Genomic DNA, 14,186 nt, shown 5'->3' with positions numbered 1-14,186 from the left:
TCTCCTATCGGTTTGGGGATGTGATGGATTGAAGCGCGGCCGCCACTTCGCTGGCTGTCAGTCCCGAGCCTGATACGCCGGTGCCAGAAGGAGCCGCGCCGGTTCTCACAGTGATATGGCCAGCGTTCTGCTCCTGGCTTTGCGCCAGGTAGAACAGGACGTTGCCGCTGCTGTCGACAAAGCGCGCACTGACGCAGGCTGGATCTGGCGTTGAACCGATCGGCGTCGTCGAGCAGGTCGAGGCGCTGCGGCAGGGATCGGCGGTCGTGCCGCTGCCGATCATGCCGACCGGGCAGATTGTGCCGTTCGACGCGAGCCCACCACCCATCCTTAAACCGCCGGCGCCGCGGCTACGGTCGCTGGTGCGTGCGAAGTTGAGGGCGTTGATCGCCGTGACCCAAATGTTCGTGGCATTGGTCGCACCCATCCAGGCAAGGCCGTTCTGGGTTCGCGCCGCACTGTTCATGTCGAAGGCGGCCATGGCCGTCTTGGCTGTGCCGACCTCCTGCCCGGCTTGTCGAAAAGCGCTTTGGGCACTCGTCAGACTCGTGCGGCTGGCTTCGAGCCCGCCGACGATGTCGCCGGTCGTCTTGAAATGGTTTTGACTCGCTAGCGCGCCGCCCTTGGCATCGGCCGCGGGCGTCGCCGGCATCGCGGGGGCATAAGCTTGAATCGTCTTGGCGCCGGCGCCAGCCTGGGCCTTGCTCGCCGGATCCTTGACCTCGGCCTTTTTCCCGGTGGTGACGGCGCATTTGACGCCGTCATTGGCGGTCTTTCGTTGCGTCGTGATCGGGACGAGCTTGATGGTCGTGCCCGAGGTCGCAGCTTTCTCATCGAGCTGTTTTGCATCGTTGGTCGGAATCGCGGCGTAGGCAGGCGCGATGCCCAACAGACTGAAGACGATCAGGCATGGTCTGATGATCCCGCTCATGCGTCGCTCCTTCCCATGAAGATCGGCAGCCAATCGGCAGGATCGTCGCCGACGCGGGCGCGCAATGCCGCCAGTTCGGCGACGGTCTCGGTGCGGCCCGACAGCACCTTGATCAGATCGGGCATGCCGGCGAGGTTCAGTTTGGCGATGACGCTGTCGCGGCCATGCTTGATCAGGAACGAGCGGCTTTCCGGGACCGTGTTGCGAATCCATGCGACCTCGCGCTCCGACAGTCGAAAAGCCTGGGCGTAGCTCTCGTCATCGGCTTTCGGATTCGGGAAGAAGATGTTGGTTGCGGTTTGCTCGATCAGCGTGTTGGCGGATTTGGAGCGGACGATGTCGGCGGCTGATTGCGTGCCGAAGCCGATGATGCCGTTTTGCTTCCGGATGGTCTTGAGCTTGTCCTTGATAAAAAAGGCGAAGACCTCGTCATCGAGCAGCCGCCAGCCCTCATCGAGGAAGATCATCACTGGATCGCCGGTTAGCAATTCCTCGGTGCGGTGGAAGATGTACATCAGCGCGGCGGTGCGGATGACCGGGTCGTCGAGCACCCGCGTCATGTCGAAGCCAAAAATGCACGAGAGCGAAAACTGGTCCTGCTCGTTGTTGAAAAGCCAGCCTCGCTGATCGGGCCGCATCCAGCTTTCCAGACGCGCCAGCAAATCGCCCTCCCCTGCGCGGATGCGACCGCGCAGCAGAGTCGAGAAGGCCTGCAGCGTCCGACCGTCACGACCTCCCGCCAGCGCCGAGCCGATCGCGTTGCGGATGACCTGTTCTTCCGAGGCGCTGAGCGCCCCGCCATTGGCCGGGCGGAGCATGAAGGCGAAGAGCTGGAACAGGAATTCGCGGTTGGGCGCGGTGTCGGGTAGCGACAGCGGATTGAAGCCGGTCGGCTCGCCTGGCGTCAGCACCTCGTACTGGCCGCCCAGCGCTCGGATAAAAATCTCGGCGCCGCGATCCTTGTCGACGAAGAGCAGCTTCGGTCGCGGCGTGACGCGCTGCGACTGCGCCGAGATGAACGACAGGAACACCGTCTTGCCCGAGCCGGATGGGCCGACGACGGTGAAATTGCCGAGATCGCGGATGTGGTGGTTGTAGTAATAGGCGGTCTGCGAGGTCGTCTCGAACACCGAGATCGCCGGGCCCCAGTGATTGTTGTCGGGCCGACCGCTGGGATAATTATGCAGCGAGACAAAGCCGGCAAAGTTCTTCGACGAGATGATCGATTTGCGCGCGATATAGGGGAAGTTTCCCGGGAGCTGCGCCCAGAAGGCTGGCTCGCAGTTGAGGTCCTCGCGGGTCCAAATCACCGAACGGTCGGTGAGCGCCGCACCCACCGCCGTCACCGTGGCGCCGACCTCGGCCATGCCGCGGCCAAGGCACATCACGGTCATATGATGCTCGCCATAGATCGCCTCGGACGCGAGGAGGTCGTCCCTCGCCTCGTCGAGTTGCTCGGCGACGATCGAGCCGGCTTCGTCGGACATATCGACCTGGCGCGACACCCGGTCGATCTGTTTGGCGGCTTCCGGCCGATCGACGATGGCGAAACTCTGGGTGGCGATGAACTCGTGCGGCACGCGCAGCAGGTTGTCGAACGATCCCGGGCCGGTCTGGGCGGGGTATTCGCGGATCGAGATCATCGCTCCAAAGCGCGTGTCGTCAGGCGATGCGCCACGGATTTCGACGGCATTGCGGCCAAAGAAGATGCGCTTCAGCGACAACGCGTCAGCGAGCTTCATCCGCGGAAGATGCATCGGCCGTGGCAGGCCGCCATTGACGAGTTGAACCAGGAACTCCGAGGCTTCCGAGAACCAGATGCCATCGCGTGAGACGACGCCGAGCGGGCGGGCGCCATAGGCGGACAACGTTTCGCGGACGGCGGTCGCAGCATCTCGCAACTCGCCGAGCGCGGTCTGCATCGCGACAGTCTCGCCGCCTGCGTCCTTGCGGCTGAGCAGACGTGACAGCGAACTCTCGAACGTGCCGGCCTGGCCCTGGAGTGCTCTGCGCACGATCGTCAAATAGAGGTCGTTGACGAACATGCGCCGCGTCGAGAGCGCGGCCTGATAGCGCCCGTCGATCTCACGGCAGAGCGCATTGTCGAAGGTCGAGGGGATCGCGGGTTCGACCTCACGCCGAATGATGTGGCTGACGAGCGCGAAGCGGGAGTTGGCGAGCGTGCGGACGACGTCGTTGCGCGCCAGCAGCCGCGAGTTGACCGCGCTCATATCGGCCGTCTCGAAGGAGTAGCCCTCGAGCTTCAGGATCGTCATGACCAGACCGTCGCGCGTCCTGATGATGTGATCGTCGACATGGCGGGAGTAGGGAATATGCGCCGCGACGGGCCGTTCCCGGCGCGAGACCGAGCCATAGGTCAACTCATCAAGGAGGGCTCGCGCGACCATTTTTTGGGCCTCACACGCGATAGCTGTCGGCGCCCCAGAAGGCGCGTGAGCGCGGCGGGCAGCGCGAGGATTTGACGAAGAGGATCTCGAAGATGCGGTCGTCGCGCAGAGTCAGCACGTAGCCGAAGAGATGCAGCGGGATCGCGACCAACAGCATCAGGAGGTTGTGCGAGACGAGGAAGCAGACCGACGAGGCGACGCCGTTGAACATGAAATACAGGTACGGCACGCCCATGAGCGTCGGCGCCCGCGTCAACGCCTTGACCAGTGGGGTGATCAGCGGTTGCTCGAGGTCGCGCGCCGTCATTGTCCGACCGCCGACTGGAAGAACTGGACGATCTGGGCCGAGCCGAAGACCAGCACGATGCCGAATATGACCGAGCCGGCGACACCCCAGGTTAGCCGGCCGGCCCACGCGAAGAAGCCGCAGGCGATGACGGCAAGCGTCGCCAGAGCCGTCGAGATCGGACCGGTCAGCGCCTGGACGAGCTGGTTCAGGGTCGACTGAACCGGCTGCAGCGTGCCGGACTGCGCGTGGGCTTCGACGGTCGTCAGCAGCGACAGGGCCGCTCCAGTAACGCGGAGAAGACTTCTCGAAAGCAGCATCGGCAGCGTCCTCATTCGACATGCATAACAAAGTCGGCCGCCAACGCTGGCCGCTTGGCGGGCGCGGGACGACCTTGGGCGGGAAGGTACTTGGGCGGCCGCCGATCGGACTCAGCGCCGCTGGGCGACCGGCTCTCAGTGCCTTCGACGCCGGGCCAGCCTTTGAGATCGTTCATGACCGCGGCAACGAAGCGGACGGTCTCTGGAAACGGCGGCACGCCACGATGCGCGATCAGCGTCTGCTCGCCGGCATTATAGGCGGCGAGCACGTAGAACGGATTGCCATGGCGTGACTGGAGGTGGTGCAGGAAGCGTAACCCCCGCGAATATTGCTGGCGGGCTCGCAACGATCGACCTTGAAGCGCTCGGCCGTCTCAGGCGTCAGCTGCATCAGGCCGTAGGCACCCTTTTCAGAAAGTGCCGTGGAGATCAGGCGGCTTTCCGCCTTGGCGACGGCCACTGCGAAAGCGGCGTCGAACCGCTCCTCGGCCGCAATCTTGCGGATCAGTGCCTCGGCTTCGCCGGCGGGCAGCTCGGTGCTCGATGCGCAGGCCGGCTCAAGGTCGCGTGCGCCAATGACATCGATAGCGGAGGGTCGTTGCAACAGCGGCAAAACCCGGCCGAATGCATCGAGTGTCGCTGTCGGCTGCGGCAGCTTGTCCTGGAATTTGGCGGGCGCCCTCGCCTCCTCCGCGCAAACCTGCCCCGCCAGCATCACCATCATCACGCTCGTCGAAAGCGGCAGCTGCATTGAAAGTCGCCTCTCGCCAAATCAGTCGTTAGTCAGTATATTGACCTTCTGACAATTGGCAACAGCTGGAAACACGATGCCACGATCAATGCGCGCGACGACATCCGCATTTGGACGTCGACTGAAAGCCGCTAGCCTGGCGGTTGGCTTGGGCCTCATCTCCACCGCGTCCGTGGCTAAGGAGGCCTCGTTCGGCTGCAAGGTTCTGCTCTGCGCTGTGGCGACTGCGCCGAGCTGGTCGGGCATTCCCTATTGCGTGCCGGTGATGCAGCAGCTCTTCCGCCAGCTCGCCAAGGGGGGCGGCTGGCCTCCCTGCCCCGAAGGTCAGACCAGCGGCCTTGGGCATGAGCCCTACCTCCCCTGCCCTGCTGGCTGGACGCAATCCGACAGCGCGATCCCGCGCGACGAAACTACAGCTGCATCCTCGCCGAATAGCAGTGTCTGCCTCGATCTGTCTAAGCCGCGGCGCGATTGCACCTCGGGGTCGGAAGGCGGTTGCCAGACAAGCTATCCCAGTCAGTCGCGGCAGACCCGGGACGAGCCCTACTTCGTCGATATCACCACCGGCAATGGTCAGCAGCGCTTCTATTTCGCGCTGCGGGGCTACTGACATGCGCGTCTCGACCACGCTAACTGCTGGTCTCGTCAGCGTCGTCGCCTCGGGCAGTCTGGCGCAGGACGCAGGTGCTGCGCGCTGGTTTGCGATTTCTCCAGCCGCGATCTTCGAGACCGGCGATAGCTGGACGGAAGGTGGCGTGGTCCATCGCCTCTATGGCGTTCAGGCTTGTCTGCGCGGAACGAGCTTCACGAACGCTTCCGGCGTGAGACGGGACTGCGGCGAGGCTTCACTGGCGATGCTGGTCGCGCTGATCCGTGATCTGCAGCCGCAATGCCATCGGGCCGCCGCGCCATCGAATTCTCGCACCGTCTTCGTCTTCTGCGTCGCAACCCGAAGCGGAGGTGCCGGAGCAGGTTCCCGGATCGATCTCGGCACCGCCATGATAGCATCCGGCTTCGGGTTCGCCTCGCTCGCGACCGACGGTCGGCCCGTGCATCAGCCCTACTTCGTGGCGCAACAGGTCGCGGCGCGCGCGAAAGCCGGTCTCTGGGCGTATCCCGACACACCTGAGCCCAATGCCATCATCCTGCGCAGCCTGCGCGATAGCGTTCCCATGGGCTCGCCCAATCTGACGGCGCCGCGATGATGCGCATATGCGGAACTCCGCAGCGCGGTCGCGAAACCAACCGCTCGCTGCGGATCGCCCATTTTGGCGCTGCGGTGCTTATGGCCGTGACAGCTGATCTGAGCACCGCGGCCAAGGCCGATCAAACGGCGCCGTCCGAGCCGCCGGGCTTCTATTCGCCGAAGGGATCGCAGCAATCACCGCCCTTGCGGGTCGAGGTGATGGAGGGGGTGAAATTCCGGGATATCGAGACCGGCGATGTCTACCGACTTTACGGGATCGATGCCTGTGCGCCGGCGCAGCGCGCAACGCTCGGGCGTCAGCCCTGGCCTTGTGGGGTGATGGCGACTGCCTGGCTCGTCTCAGCAACGCTCGGGAAATGGGTCGCCTGCGCCAAGATTCATGAGATCGACGGTGTGATCCAGGCGCGTTGCGCCTCATCGCAGCATGGCGATCTCGGCGCCACGATGCTGCGCGAGGGGTTGGCCGTCGCTGTGCCGGTCGAACCGCCACTCAGAACCTATGCGGCGCTCGAGCAGGATGCACGAAAAGCCTATCGCGGACTCTGGGCTAGCCGCTTCCAGATGCCGGGAGAGTTTCGCCGAAACGCTGCGCCTTCGTCGGCAGAGGTCGAGGGCCGCCGGCGATGACGGGATGTCGCATCGAGAGAGAGGATCGGATTGTCAGGCGCTGCGGCGTCGCCGTGATCACGATGCTGGTGTCGGCTTGCAGCCAGTCGCAGCAGGTTGTCGTCCTGAAAAATCGACTGCCGACGACGGACGCACTCTACCACGCCGATCCCGTAACACCGGGCCGTCTCGCTTATGCTCCTGATCGCGAAACCTTCGCTCCGGTGCTGACGGAGCCCTTCACCTATCCCACGCAGAGGCAAGCCGAGCATGCTTGGCATCGGGCGAACTTCAGCCGCGTCGACGTCGGCGAACAAGAAACGCGCCCATCCGGTATCCGGCTGTTTGGGTGCAAGCCTGGCGCTCTCGACAGCTTGAGTGGACGCATCACGCGCTATCGCGGCCCCGTCGTGCATTGCGCGGTGGATTTTGGGCTGGCGCCTGAACAGCCGTTTCGGCGCGAGACAGTGAACTTCTACCACCACGGCGGCGCCTGGCGCCTGCTCACGGTCGATCCTCCGCGCGCGCCGGTTGGCTGGCTCAATCGCGAGAAATCCGAGCGTGATGCTTGGCGGTTCCTGCCGTGGCGGGAACGTTACGAGTGACCGCGACGCGCATCACGAAGATGGCGGCAACGACGCCGACGCCGAGGCTGTGGCGTGCGTGCAGATGCCCATTCGCTGCCCTTCGTGCCGTGCCGATCGCAACTGTCCTTGTCTGGCAAGGCTTGCACCTTGAGGTCAACGCCCAGCAGCGCACGCCCGATCCGGGAGCTTGGCGACCGATCTCCTATTCGGATCTGACAAAGCCATCGCTCGCGACTGCGACCTTCGCCGACATCTGGAAAGACGAAATCGAGGCCAACAACAAGGCCTATCGCGAGGCTGGAGATTTTCGCTTTGCCAGCGGCAACGCCCCCGCGACCGAGGCGCATTTCGTGATCTGGAGCCCGACGAAATCCGTCGTCCTCTCGATCCTCAACGCCGCGACCCGATGCACGTCGAAGCAGGCTGAAGCTGGCGTCCGCGTCAAACTCTGCCCCATGCGCCTCATCATCTATGAGGGCATCCGGGTCCGGGTGCTCGATGCCGATCGGGGCTGCTTTCTCGAGCTTGATGGCGCGGTCGGGCAAATCATCCCCTCCGCAACAGCATATGCCGCCTATGACGTCACGTCGCGCACAGTGAAAACCGGATTGGTGGCCAAGGGCCGGGCCGTCGATGGCTGCTCCCACGGCATCCCCATTCCGCCATGACCGCGCCCGGCTCGTCCGTTCAGCCCGGACAACTAGCGCTGCCGGTTTCGCGCGGTCGACTCCCCTCCCCCGCCGTTGTTGGAAAAAGGAGCAGATCATGAAGACAGGCTTGCTACCGGCTATCGCGCTCTGTTCGATCGCAATCGCGGGCACCGCAGCTGCGCAGCCTGGGGCCCCGACCTGGCGGGCGATGACATTCCATGATTTTCGGCAGCCGTCGGCGAGCGATGTCCTGCAGTCTGTCATCTGGCCCGATGTGATTGCGTCCGCAAATGCCTATGCCGAGAACGAGCTCAAGCGTCCGCTCAATGGCCGAAATGCTCTCGTCACGGCTTTGTCCTCGACCTATCAGCTCGGCGATCGCACCGTGATCATCAGCACGGCGCTGGTACGCGGCTGCGACAGCGGCGCGAACTCCAGCGGCGCCGAGATCGAGCCGTCGATCTGCCCGCTCCGCATCGTCGGGATGAAGGATGGAAAAGTCGTCTCGTCCAAGACCGAGAGCGGCTGCTACGTCGATCATGCCGACAAGGACCTTCCTGAAAAGAACCGATCAGACAGCTCATACACGCAGTTCGATCTGAAAACCGGGACGATTGCCATTCGCACGGTCGTCGGCGGCAAGGAGATTTCCGCCTGCCAGCGCACCTATTCCATCAACTGAGCCCTGGAGCTGGACATGTTAAAAACGTCGAAGGTGCACTTCACGGTCGCGCTGGTTATTGGCCAATTTCTCAGCTCAGGCGCGCTCGCCCAGCGTGGGCAGTATTGCGAGCGCACCAACTATTCGGCCCAAGACATTACAGATGCCGTCCGAAACTCGTCCCTGCGCGACGATCTGAAATCGACATCGTGCTCGCTCGGCGGCCTCGGTCGTTATGAATCCGGCGGCAACAAAGGCGTTTACAATGGCAGTTGCTGTACCGGTATCTTCCAGCTGAACAACGCCAATGTCCGAAAGTATGCGGGCACCGATCGCGAGGGCTATGGCTGTCTTACGCTGCAGCAACAGGTCAACGCCTGGGCCAATCTGACCAATGACGGCTACAACACCGGTGTGGTGCGTCAGCTTGCATCCATGCAGACATTCGACGGCCAGAAGGTCGATGCCGGCTTCTTGTCCGCCTGCATTCAACTCGGAACCGGAAACTGCCAGAAGATGGTGAGTTCTGGTCGTTGCTCGGGCTTCGCAGACATCAATGGCACTACAATTTGCGACATGGCGCGTTCGGCGCGCGTGATGTCAGATCCGAATTGCAAGGAAGGGGAAGCGTCGTGCACGCAGGGGCCGGGCGATTTTCCGACGAACATCGGCGTCGCGGCAAATCCACCGACGGCTCGAATGGCGAATGTCGTGGTGGGGTCATCGGAAGTTTAAAGATGCCGTCAGTCGATACCGTTTGGATCAGGCAAGACGATTTCGGAAAACCGGGCCATTGTCAGCTTGGTATCAGAGAACAATGCAGCACGGTAATAGGCATGGACCAGAGCCCAAAATATTACGGTGTCTACTTTACCAGCAAAAAGAGCTTTGGTCATGCATTGACCGATCGTGGTGATGGCTTTCCACGGCTCGTCGTACCGTTCATGCAGCTTTGCGGCCATTGTCTTCGCACTCGCTTCGCAAGCCATCATGCCACCTGCCCCTTTTGAGGGGTCAGCTCGCGAGTAAAGCAGGAACTCAAGCGCTCTGCGGCCGTCTCCTGAATCGCAAGCAGACCCGCGACCGCAAGGATCGCACCATGCCTGCGTGGAGAACCACAGCGACCAAGCGGCCAGCATGCGCGCGGCAGCACCGCCTCCCGGGGAAAGCTGAACACCTTGGCAGCCTCTTCCAAATCGTGACGGCGATCGCGATCGCCAATGGCCGCGAGGAGCGCCAGTGCCGCGGGGTCCAGCCGTCCATTCGTCGTCGCCAGTGAGGTTCGCGCGGGGTCGTCATTCCGGCGAGACTCTCGAGCGACTGCCCTGGCATCTGCGATCCGTCCCACGACGAATTCCCTTTTTGCAGGCGGCTCATCCCGCCGCCACCTGGAGCGCGTGCTGAAATTCTGGGTACGTGCGCCTTCAGCACGCGGGTATCGGCTCATAACCCGCGTTCCCCGAAAGATCGCCGCTGGGCGAGTTCAGCGCCGACCTAGTCGTAACGGTCGCGCTACAAGTCAGCAGGCCGCACCGGATAGTGAATCAGCTCACGCCTCGAATGAGGGTGAGAATGTCATAGGATTCGCTGTGAGGAATCGTCGGAAAGGGCTATTGGGGACGCCGTCAATGCCGGTCGAAATTAGCCTAATACCCCGCCTGTAGCAGTCTGGCGTCGGCAATAATGACCGCTGCCTGATGCATTGTATCGGCCGCGGAGGTGGAGCGAGCTCCCGGTGATGGCCAATCCAATACTGCCGCCCGGCTCGCCGACCTGGCTCGTCAGCTTGAGAGAGACTGTTTACGTTCACCGGATTTCGCCGGGCGGAAGATAAGACTTTCGAGGGTGACGTCCAAGGCCACTGCGAGCTTCCATAGCGACATGACGGTAGGGTTGCGTCTGCCAGCCTCCAGACCGCTCAAATAAGCGCGCGAGAATCCTGATCGAAACGACAACTCCTCTTGTGAGAAGCCGCGTTCGCGCCGCACACGCTGCACATTGAGGCCAACGACCATGCGCATATCCATAGGGCGAGGTCGCCCGAGGGTGCACTTTGAGACGACACACTATAGTAAACATTCTGGGCGAGTTGCGCCCTTTACTGTTTCGGGGTGCGACGCACGCTGCGCCTCCAAAGTCGTGGTTCGCGTTGAAGTTGGCACGCTGTGGTGTCGTGCGCGATAAGCTTGCAGTTGAATGTTCATTTTGCCGCGTGGTCGATTTTGACGAGTGACGATGCGCTGTCCGCCTCGCTTTCCTGTCGCGATGGAGGTGGCCAATGGCAATCGGCGCGGATGACGGGTCTGATCGGGCGGTAAACGAAGGTTCGCTTCGCCTCGGCATCGGCATCGGCAAGGCCGCGGCACATCACGGGGAAATCCTGCAAGGGGTATTTGACGGGAGCGATGGCCGATTGCACCGCGGTCTGGTCACATTGCCTTGCCCAATTTTTGGCAGCACGGCTGCTTTCTGGCCGCGATCAGGTCGAGATATCGCAACCCGTCCAATGGGGCGCGAAAAAGCCAGCCGCGCCGCGCGGTTGACGCTCGAGCGACTGCAACGCCCCGATATCGGCGGTGATCTCGTCATAGAAAGCACCGTTCCGATGGGACACGGTTACGGCTCGTCCACATCCGATGTCGTTGCCACGATACGGGCGGTAGCGAGCGCTGCTCGGGTGATCTTGCGACCGGAGACGATAGCTGCGCTGGCTGTCTCCGCGGAAACCGCGAGTGATCCTCTCGCTTTTGAGAATTTGCCCATCCTGTTTGCCCAGCGCGATGGCTACATGCTTGAACTTCTGGGCTTCGCCTTCCCTCCGCTCGTGATCGTAGGCTGCAACTTGGAGCCCACCCGGCCGGTAGATACTGTGCTCACCTCGCCTGCGCGCTATAATAGCGAAGAGATTGAAGTCTTTCGGGTCCTCAAAGGGTTGGCAAAGCGCGCCATCTCAGACGGTGATGCGCAGTTGCTTGGACGAGTGGCAACCGCCAGCGCCAAGATCAGCCAGCGGCATTTACCAAAGCCCGATTTCGAAGCGCTGTGCGCAATCTCCCTTTCGGCTGGAGCCGATGGTCTCCAGGTCGCGCATAGTGGCACCTTGGCTGGGTTTTTGTTTGATGGTGCTTCATCGACCACGCGCGAGCGCGCGATTGAAGTCGTGCGGCAATTGAAAGCACGCGGACACTCGCAGATCATCACCTATGAACTCGGCATGGACGCGAGGAGCGCGAGATGATGGGATCCTCGCGTCTCGATTATCTGGCTGGCTATGAGCTGCCGCGGCTTGCCAGAATATCGCCCAACTTGATCGTTGCTTCTTTTTCGCTGATGAAGCTTCTGCCAGCTCGCTTTATGCTCGAACGGGCCGTGGAGCGCAGGGAAGTTGTCACGGGTGGCCATATCGTCGAGACCACGTCCGGCACCTTTGGTCTTGCGCTGGCATTGCTGGCCGCGGTCAAGGGTTATCGCCTTTCACTTATCACCGCCGATAGCCTCATCGATTTGCCCCTACAACAGCGCCTTTCGGCGCTAGGGGCCCAAGTTCAGATTGTCCCCGACGCAGACCATACAGGGGCGCAACACACCAGGCTGGCTCGACTGCAGGCTGTTCGCGCTGAGTTGCCGCAGTCCTGGTGGCCGCGCCAATACGATAATGTCGACAACCCCCATGCTTATGCACGATTGGCTGAGCTTCTCGTCACCGAATTCGGCACGATCGACTGCCTCGTTGGCCCGGTTGGCTCGGGAGGCTCTATGTGTGGCACGGGTACCTTCTTGCGCATGTTATTTCCGGAGATGCGCGCCATTGCCGTAGACACACATCGAAGCGTGCTGTTCGGGCACGTCGCCGGCCCGCGTCTATTGCGCGGCTTGGGAAACAGCATATTGCCGCGCAACCTCGACCACACAATCTTTGACGAGGTCCACTGGGTAGGGGCCCTGCAGGCGTTCGGAGCGACACATCGTCTTTATCGAGAACATGGAATTTTCGCTGGCCCGACGAGTGGGGCGGCCATCCTTGTCGCAGGATGGTACGCTCGCCAACATCCCCACCAATTGACGGTCGCGATCCTGCCTGACGAAGGGTATCGCTACCAAAATACGGTGTACAACGAGGCGTGGCTCTCAACACTACCGGGTTGGCCCGTCCCGCAGGTGGCACGACCTGAAGAACTGCAACGGGTCGAGCCATACGATGAGGGCTCTTGGACGCGCCTGAATTGGCGGCGGCGTTCCCTGGAAACAGGCTCTGTGGACTAAGGGCGCCTACATAGCCGACTTACCTAACAATCAACATCAAACGGCGCATGGCGGGAAGCGAAAGCATTAGTATCGTCGCGGCAAGAAAGCCGAGGCTGATCGGGCTGTAGAAGAACACCGTTGGACTCCCCAACCCGATAATAAGAGCTTGGCGGGTGTTTTGCTCCAGCAAGGTGCCGAGTAAGAAGGCGAGCACCAGCGGAGCAAGATCAAAACCGCCTCTGCGGAGGCCATAGCCAAGAAAGCCGAAGGCGATCATGGCAGCGACGTCGAACAAACTATTGTTGATGCTGAACGCGCCGATGACGCAGAAGAGCAATATGAAGGGTGTCATGTAAGCCGGCGGGACGCGCAGAAGCATGACGAAGATGCGAACAAGCGGAACGTTCAAGATCACCAGCATGACATTGCCGACGAACATGCTGGCGACGACACTCCAGAACAGCTCGGGGTGATCGGCGACGAGCCGTGGTCCTGGCGTCACCCCCTGCATCAACAGCGCGCCCATGATGACGCCGATAACGGCATTTGAAGGTATGCCAAGACATAAGAGAGGAATGAAGCTGGCCTGTGCGGCGGCATTGTTGGCACTCTCTGGACCTGCGACACCCTCAATCGCGCCCTTGCCGAAGTGCTCAGGATGGGAAGACAAGCGCTTCTCCAAAAGATAACTGGCAAAGCTAGCGATCAGGGCGCCTCCGCCAGGCAGGAGGCCAAGGAGAAAGCCCAGCCCGCTGCCACGGGCGATCGGACCAGCCGAGGCCTTCCAGTCGTGGCGGTTCGGCAACAGGTCTTTCAGCCGACGCCCGACCGCTGCAATGGGCGCAGGTGGCTGAATCTTTTCAGCCGCGACAAGCACCTCGCTCATCCCGAAAACGCCCATGGCAAGGACGGCGATATTGAACCCATCGCGGAGTTGCGGCATGCCGAACGTGTAACGCTCGTCGCCAGAAACAAGGTCGACGCCAACTGCGGCCAGTAAGAGGCCCAGGCCAATCATGGCCCATGCCCGCATCGACGGGCCATCGCCGATGCCGGCGACCATGGTCAAGCCGAAGAGAACCAATGCGGCTTTCTCGACCGGACCAAAGGCCAACGCCGTCTCCGCGAAAGTCGGGCCGAGCAGCGCGATGCCCAGCGTGGCCGCAATTCCGGCGAAGAAACTGCCGAAGGCGCTTATGCCGAGCGCGACGCCAGCGCGCCCCTGCCGGGCCATGGCATATCCATCGAGGCAAGTAACCACACTCGCTGCTTCGCCCGGCACCCGCATCAGGATTGACGTCAGCGAACCACCATACATGGCGCCGTAATAGATTCCGGCCAGCAAGATGATGGCACTTGCCGGATCGAGCATGGCTGAAAGTGGCAGCAACAAACTGACCGTCGCGGTCGGGCCCAACCCGGGCAGGACGCCGACGGCCGTTCCGACCACGGCCCCGATAAATCCCACGAAAAGATTGAACGGCGAGAGGGCGACGCCCATGCCACCGGCTAAACCCGAGAGCGTTTCCATAGA

The 14,186-nt window shown here is 62.2% G+C and carries 18 protein-coding genes; 9 read left to right on the top strand and 9 right to left on the bottom strand.

The annotated features are described in order from the left end of the window. Window positions 1–4: 4 nt before the first annotated feature. The 6 genes from QO058_RS30675 to QO058_RS30650 are packed head-to-tail and all read right to left on the bottom strand — an operon-like array spanning window position 5 to window position 4,696. Complete coding sequence (locus QO058_RS30675) at window positions 5–931, bottom strand: hypothetical protein (protein ID WP_284173231.1); 927 nt, start codon at window positions 929–931, stop codon at window positions 5–7. After that, window positions 928–3,339, bottom strand: coding sequence for a VirB4 family type IV secretion/conjugal transfer ATPase (locus QO058_RS30670; protein WP_284173230.1), 2,412 nt, complete (start codon window positions 3,337–3,339; stop codon window positions 928–930). The genes QO058_RS30675 and QO058_RS30670 overlap by 4 nt, the downstream gene beginning before the upstream one ends. A 10-nt stretch (window positions 3,340–3,349) precedes the next feature. Then, window positions 3,350–3,646, bottom strand: coding sequence for a VirB3 family type IV secretion system protein (locus QO058_RS30665; RefSeq protein ID WP_284173229.1), 297 nt, complete (start codon window positions 3,644–3,646; stop codon window positions 3,350–3,352). After that, complete coding sequence (locus tag QO058_RS30660; protein WP_284173227.1) at window positions 3,643–3,945, bottom strand: TrbC/VirB2 family type IV secretion system protein; 303 nt, start codon at window positions 3,943–3,945, stop codon at window positions 3,643–3,645. The genes QO058_RS30665 and QO058_RS30660 overlap by 4 nt, the downstream gene beginning before the upstream one ends. An 11-nt stretch (window positions 3,946–3,956) precedes the next feature. Further along, entirely contained in the window at window positions 3,957–4,214 is a 258-nt protein-coding gene (locus QO058_RS30655) for a lysozyme family protein (protein ID WP_284173226.1), read from the bottom strand. Further along, window positions 4,178–4,696: a transglycosylase SLT domain-containing protein gene (locus QO058_RS30650; protein WP_284173224.1), complete on the bottom strand. Its 519-nt coding sequence runs from the start codon at window positions 4,694–4,696 to the stop codon at window positions 4,178–4,180. Before QO058_RS30650 ends, QO058_RS30655 begins: the two co-directional genes overlap by 37 nt. 148 nt (window positions 4,697–4,844) lie before the next feature. Here QO058_RS30650 and QO058_RS30645 point away from each other — a divergent pair, with 148 nt between their 5' ends. The 7 genes from QO058_RS30645 to QO058_RS30615 all read left to right on the top strand — a co-directional run bounded on the left by QO058_RS30645 (window position 4,845) and on the right by QO058_RS30615 (window position 9,142). Next, entirely contained in the window at window positions 4,845–5,306 is a 462-nt protein-coding gene (locus QO058_RS30645) for a hypothetical protein (protein ID WP_284173223.1), read from the top strand. Window position 5,307: 1 nt separating this feature from the next. Continuing rightward, entirely contained in the window at window positions 5,308–5,901 is a 594-nt protein-coding gene (locus tag QO058_RS30640; protein ID WP_284173222.1) for a thermonuclease family protein, read from the top strand. Between the two features lie 80 nt (window positions 5,902–5,981). Beyond that, a complete protein-coding gene (locus QO058_RS30635) occupies window positions 5,982–6,530 on the top strand; it encodes a thermonuclease family protein (protein ID WP_284173221.1) in 549 nt (182 codons plus the stop codon). A gap of 62 nt (window positions 6,531–6,592) precedes the next feature. After that, complete coding sequence (locus tag QO058_RS30630) at window positions 6,593–7,114, top strand: hypothetical protein (protein ID WP_432212108.1); 522 nt, start codon at window positions 6,593–6,595, stop codon at window positions 7,112–7,114. Beyond that, the gene (locus QO058_RS30625; RefSeq protein WP_284173219.1) at window positions 7,111–7,764 is read left to right on the top strand and encodes a hypothetical protein; all 654 of its coding nucleotides are present in this window, start codon (window positions 7,111–7,113) and stop codon (window positions 7,762–7,764) included. The genes QO058_RS30630 and QO058_RS30625 overlap by 4 nt, the downstream gene beginning before the upstream one ends. After that, entirely contained in the window at window positions 7,730–8,428 is a 699-nt protein-coding gene (locus tag QO058_RS30620) for a hypothetical protein (protein WP_284173218.1), read from the top strand. The genes QO058_RS30625 and QO058_RS30620 overlap by 35 nt, the downstream gene beginning before the upstream one ends. A 15-nt stretch (window positions 8,429–8,443) precedes the next feature. Then, entirely contained in the window at window positions 8,444–9,142 is a 699-nt protein-coding gene (locus QO058_RS30615; protein WP_284173217.1) for a hypothetical protein, read from the top strand. A gap of 8 nt (window positions 9,143–9,150) precedes the next feature. Here the strand turns inward: QO058_RS30615 and QO058_RS30610 are convergent, their stop codons facing one another. Both QO058_RS30610 and QO058_RS30605 read right to left on the bottom strand, forming a co-directional pair. Continuing rightward, window positions 9,151–9,369, bottom strand: coding sequence for a hypothetical protein (locus QO058_RS30610; protein WP_284173215.1), 219 nt, complete (start codon window positions 9,367–9,369; stop codon window positions 9,151–9,153). An 819-nt stretch (window positions 9,370–10,188) separates the two neighbouring features. Beyond that, entirely contained in the window at window positions 10,189–10,422 is a 234-nt protein-coding gene (locus QO058_RS30605) for a helix-turn-helix domain-containing protein (protein WP_284173214.1), read from the bottom strand. Window positions 10,423–10,685: 263 nt separating this feature from the next. Here QO058_RS30605 and QO058_RS30600 point away from each other — a divergent pair, with 263 nt between their 5' ends. Next, entirely contained in the window at window positions 10,686–11,645 is a 960-nt protein-coding gene (locus tag QO058_RS30600) for a GHMP family kinase ATP-binding protein (RefSeq protein WP_284173213.1), read from the top strand. Beyond that, window positions 11,642–12,670: a cysteine synthase family protein gene (locus tag QO058_RS30595; protein ID WP_284173212.1), complete on the top strand. Its 1,029-nt coding sequence runs from the start codon at window positions 11,642–11,644 to the stop codon at window positions 12,668–12,670. The genes QO058_RS30600 and QO058_RS30595 overlap by 4 nt, the downstream gene beginning before the upstream one ends. A gap of 19 nt (window positions 12,671–12,689) precedes the next feature. Here QO058_RS30595 and QO058_RS30590 read toward each other — a convergent pair whose 3' ends face one another. Next, window positions 12,690–14,183, bottom strand: coding sequence for a tripartite tricarboxylate transporter permease (locus tag QO058_RS30590; protein WP_284173210.1), 1,494 nt, complete (start codon window positions 14,181–14,183; stop codon window positions 12,690–12,692). Window positions 14,184–14,186: the final 3 nt, after the last annotated feature.

It is taken from the genome of Bosea vestrisii, assembly GCF_030144325.1.
In the GTDB taxonomy this organism is placed as follows: Bacteria; Pseudomonadota; Alphaproteobacteria; order Rhizobiales; family Beijerinckiaceae; genus Allobosea; species Allobosea vestrisii_A.
This window is presented reverse-complemented; position numbering and strand designations above follow the sequence as displayed.

Coding starts and splice junctions, on each gene's coding strand:
- QO058_RS30665 (WP_284173229.1), bottom strand. CDS start 3,646: ATGACGGCGCGCGACCTCGAGCAACCGCTGATCACCCCACTGGTCAAG.
- QO058_RS30595 (WP_284173212.1), top strand. CDS start 11,642: ATGATGGGATCCTCGCGTCTCGATTATCTGGCTGGCTATGAGCTGCCG.
- QO058_RS30620 (WP_284173218.1), top strand. CDS start 7,730: ATGGCTGCTCCCACGGCATCCCCATTCCGCCATGACCGCGCCCGGCTC.
- QO058_RS30635 (WP_284173221.1), top strand. CDS start 5,982: ATGGCCGTGACAGCTGATCTGAGCACCGCGGCCAAGGCCGATCAAACG.
- QO058_RS30660 (WP_284173227.1), bottom strand. CDS start 3,945: ATGCTGCTTTCGAGAAGTCTTCTCCGCGTTACTGGAGCGGCCCTGTCG.
- QO058_RS30590 (WP_284173210.1), bottom strand. CDS start 14,183: ATGGAAACGCTCTCGGGTTTAGCCGGTGGCATGGGCGTCGCCCTCTCG.
- QO058_RS30650 (WP_284173224.1), bottom strand. CDS start 4,696: ATGCAGCTGCCGCTTTCGACGAGCGTGATGATGGTGATGCTGGCGGGG.
- QO058_RS30605 (WP_284173214.1), bottom strand. CDS start 10,422: ATGGTCGTTGGCCTCAATGTGCAGCGTGTGCGGCGCGAACGCGGCTTC.
- QO058_RS30675 (WP_284173231.1), bottom strand. CDS start 931: ATGAGCGGGATCATCAGACCATGCCTGATCGTCTTCAGTCTGTTGGGC.
- QO058_RS30610 (WP_284173215.1), bottom strand. CDS start 9,369: ATGGCCGCAAAGCTGCATGAACGGTACGACGAGCCGTGGAAAGCCATC.
- QO058_RS30600 (WP_284173213.1), top strand. CDS start 10,686: ATGGCAATCGGCGCGGATGACGGGTCTGATCGGGCGGTAAACGAAGGT.
- QO058_RS30630 (WP_432212108.1), top strand. CDS start 6,593: ATGCTGGTGTCGGCTTGCAGCCAGTCGCAGCAGGTTGTCGTCCTGAAA.
- QO058_RS30615 (WP_284173217.1), top strand. CDS start 8,444: ATGTTAAAAACGTCGAAGGTGCACTTCACGGTCGCGCTGGTTATTGGC.
- QO058_RS30640 (WP_284173222.1), top strand. CDS start 5,308: ATGCGCGTCTCGACCACGCTAACTGCTGGTCTCGTCAGCGTCGTCGCC.
- QO058_RS30670 (WP_284173230.1), bottom strand. CDS start 3,339: ATGGTCGCGCGAGCCCTCCTTGATGAGTTGACCTATGGCTCGGTCTCG.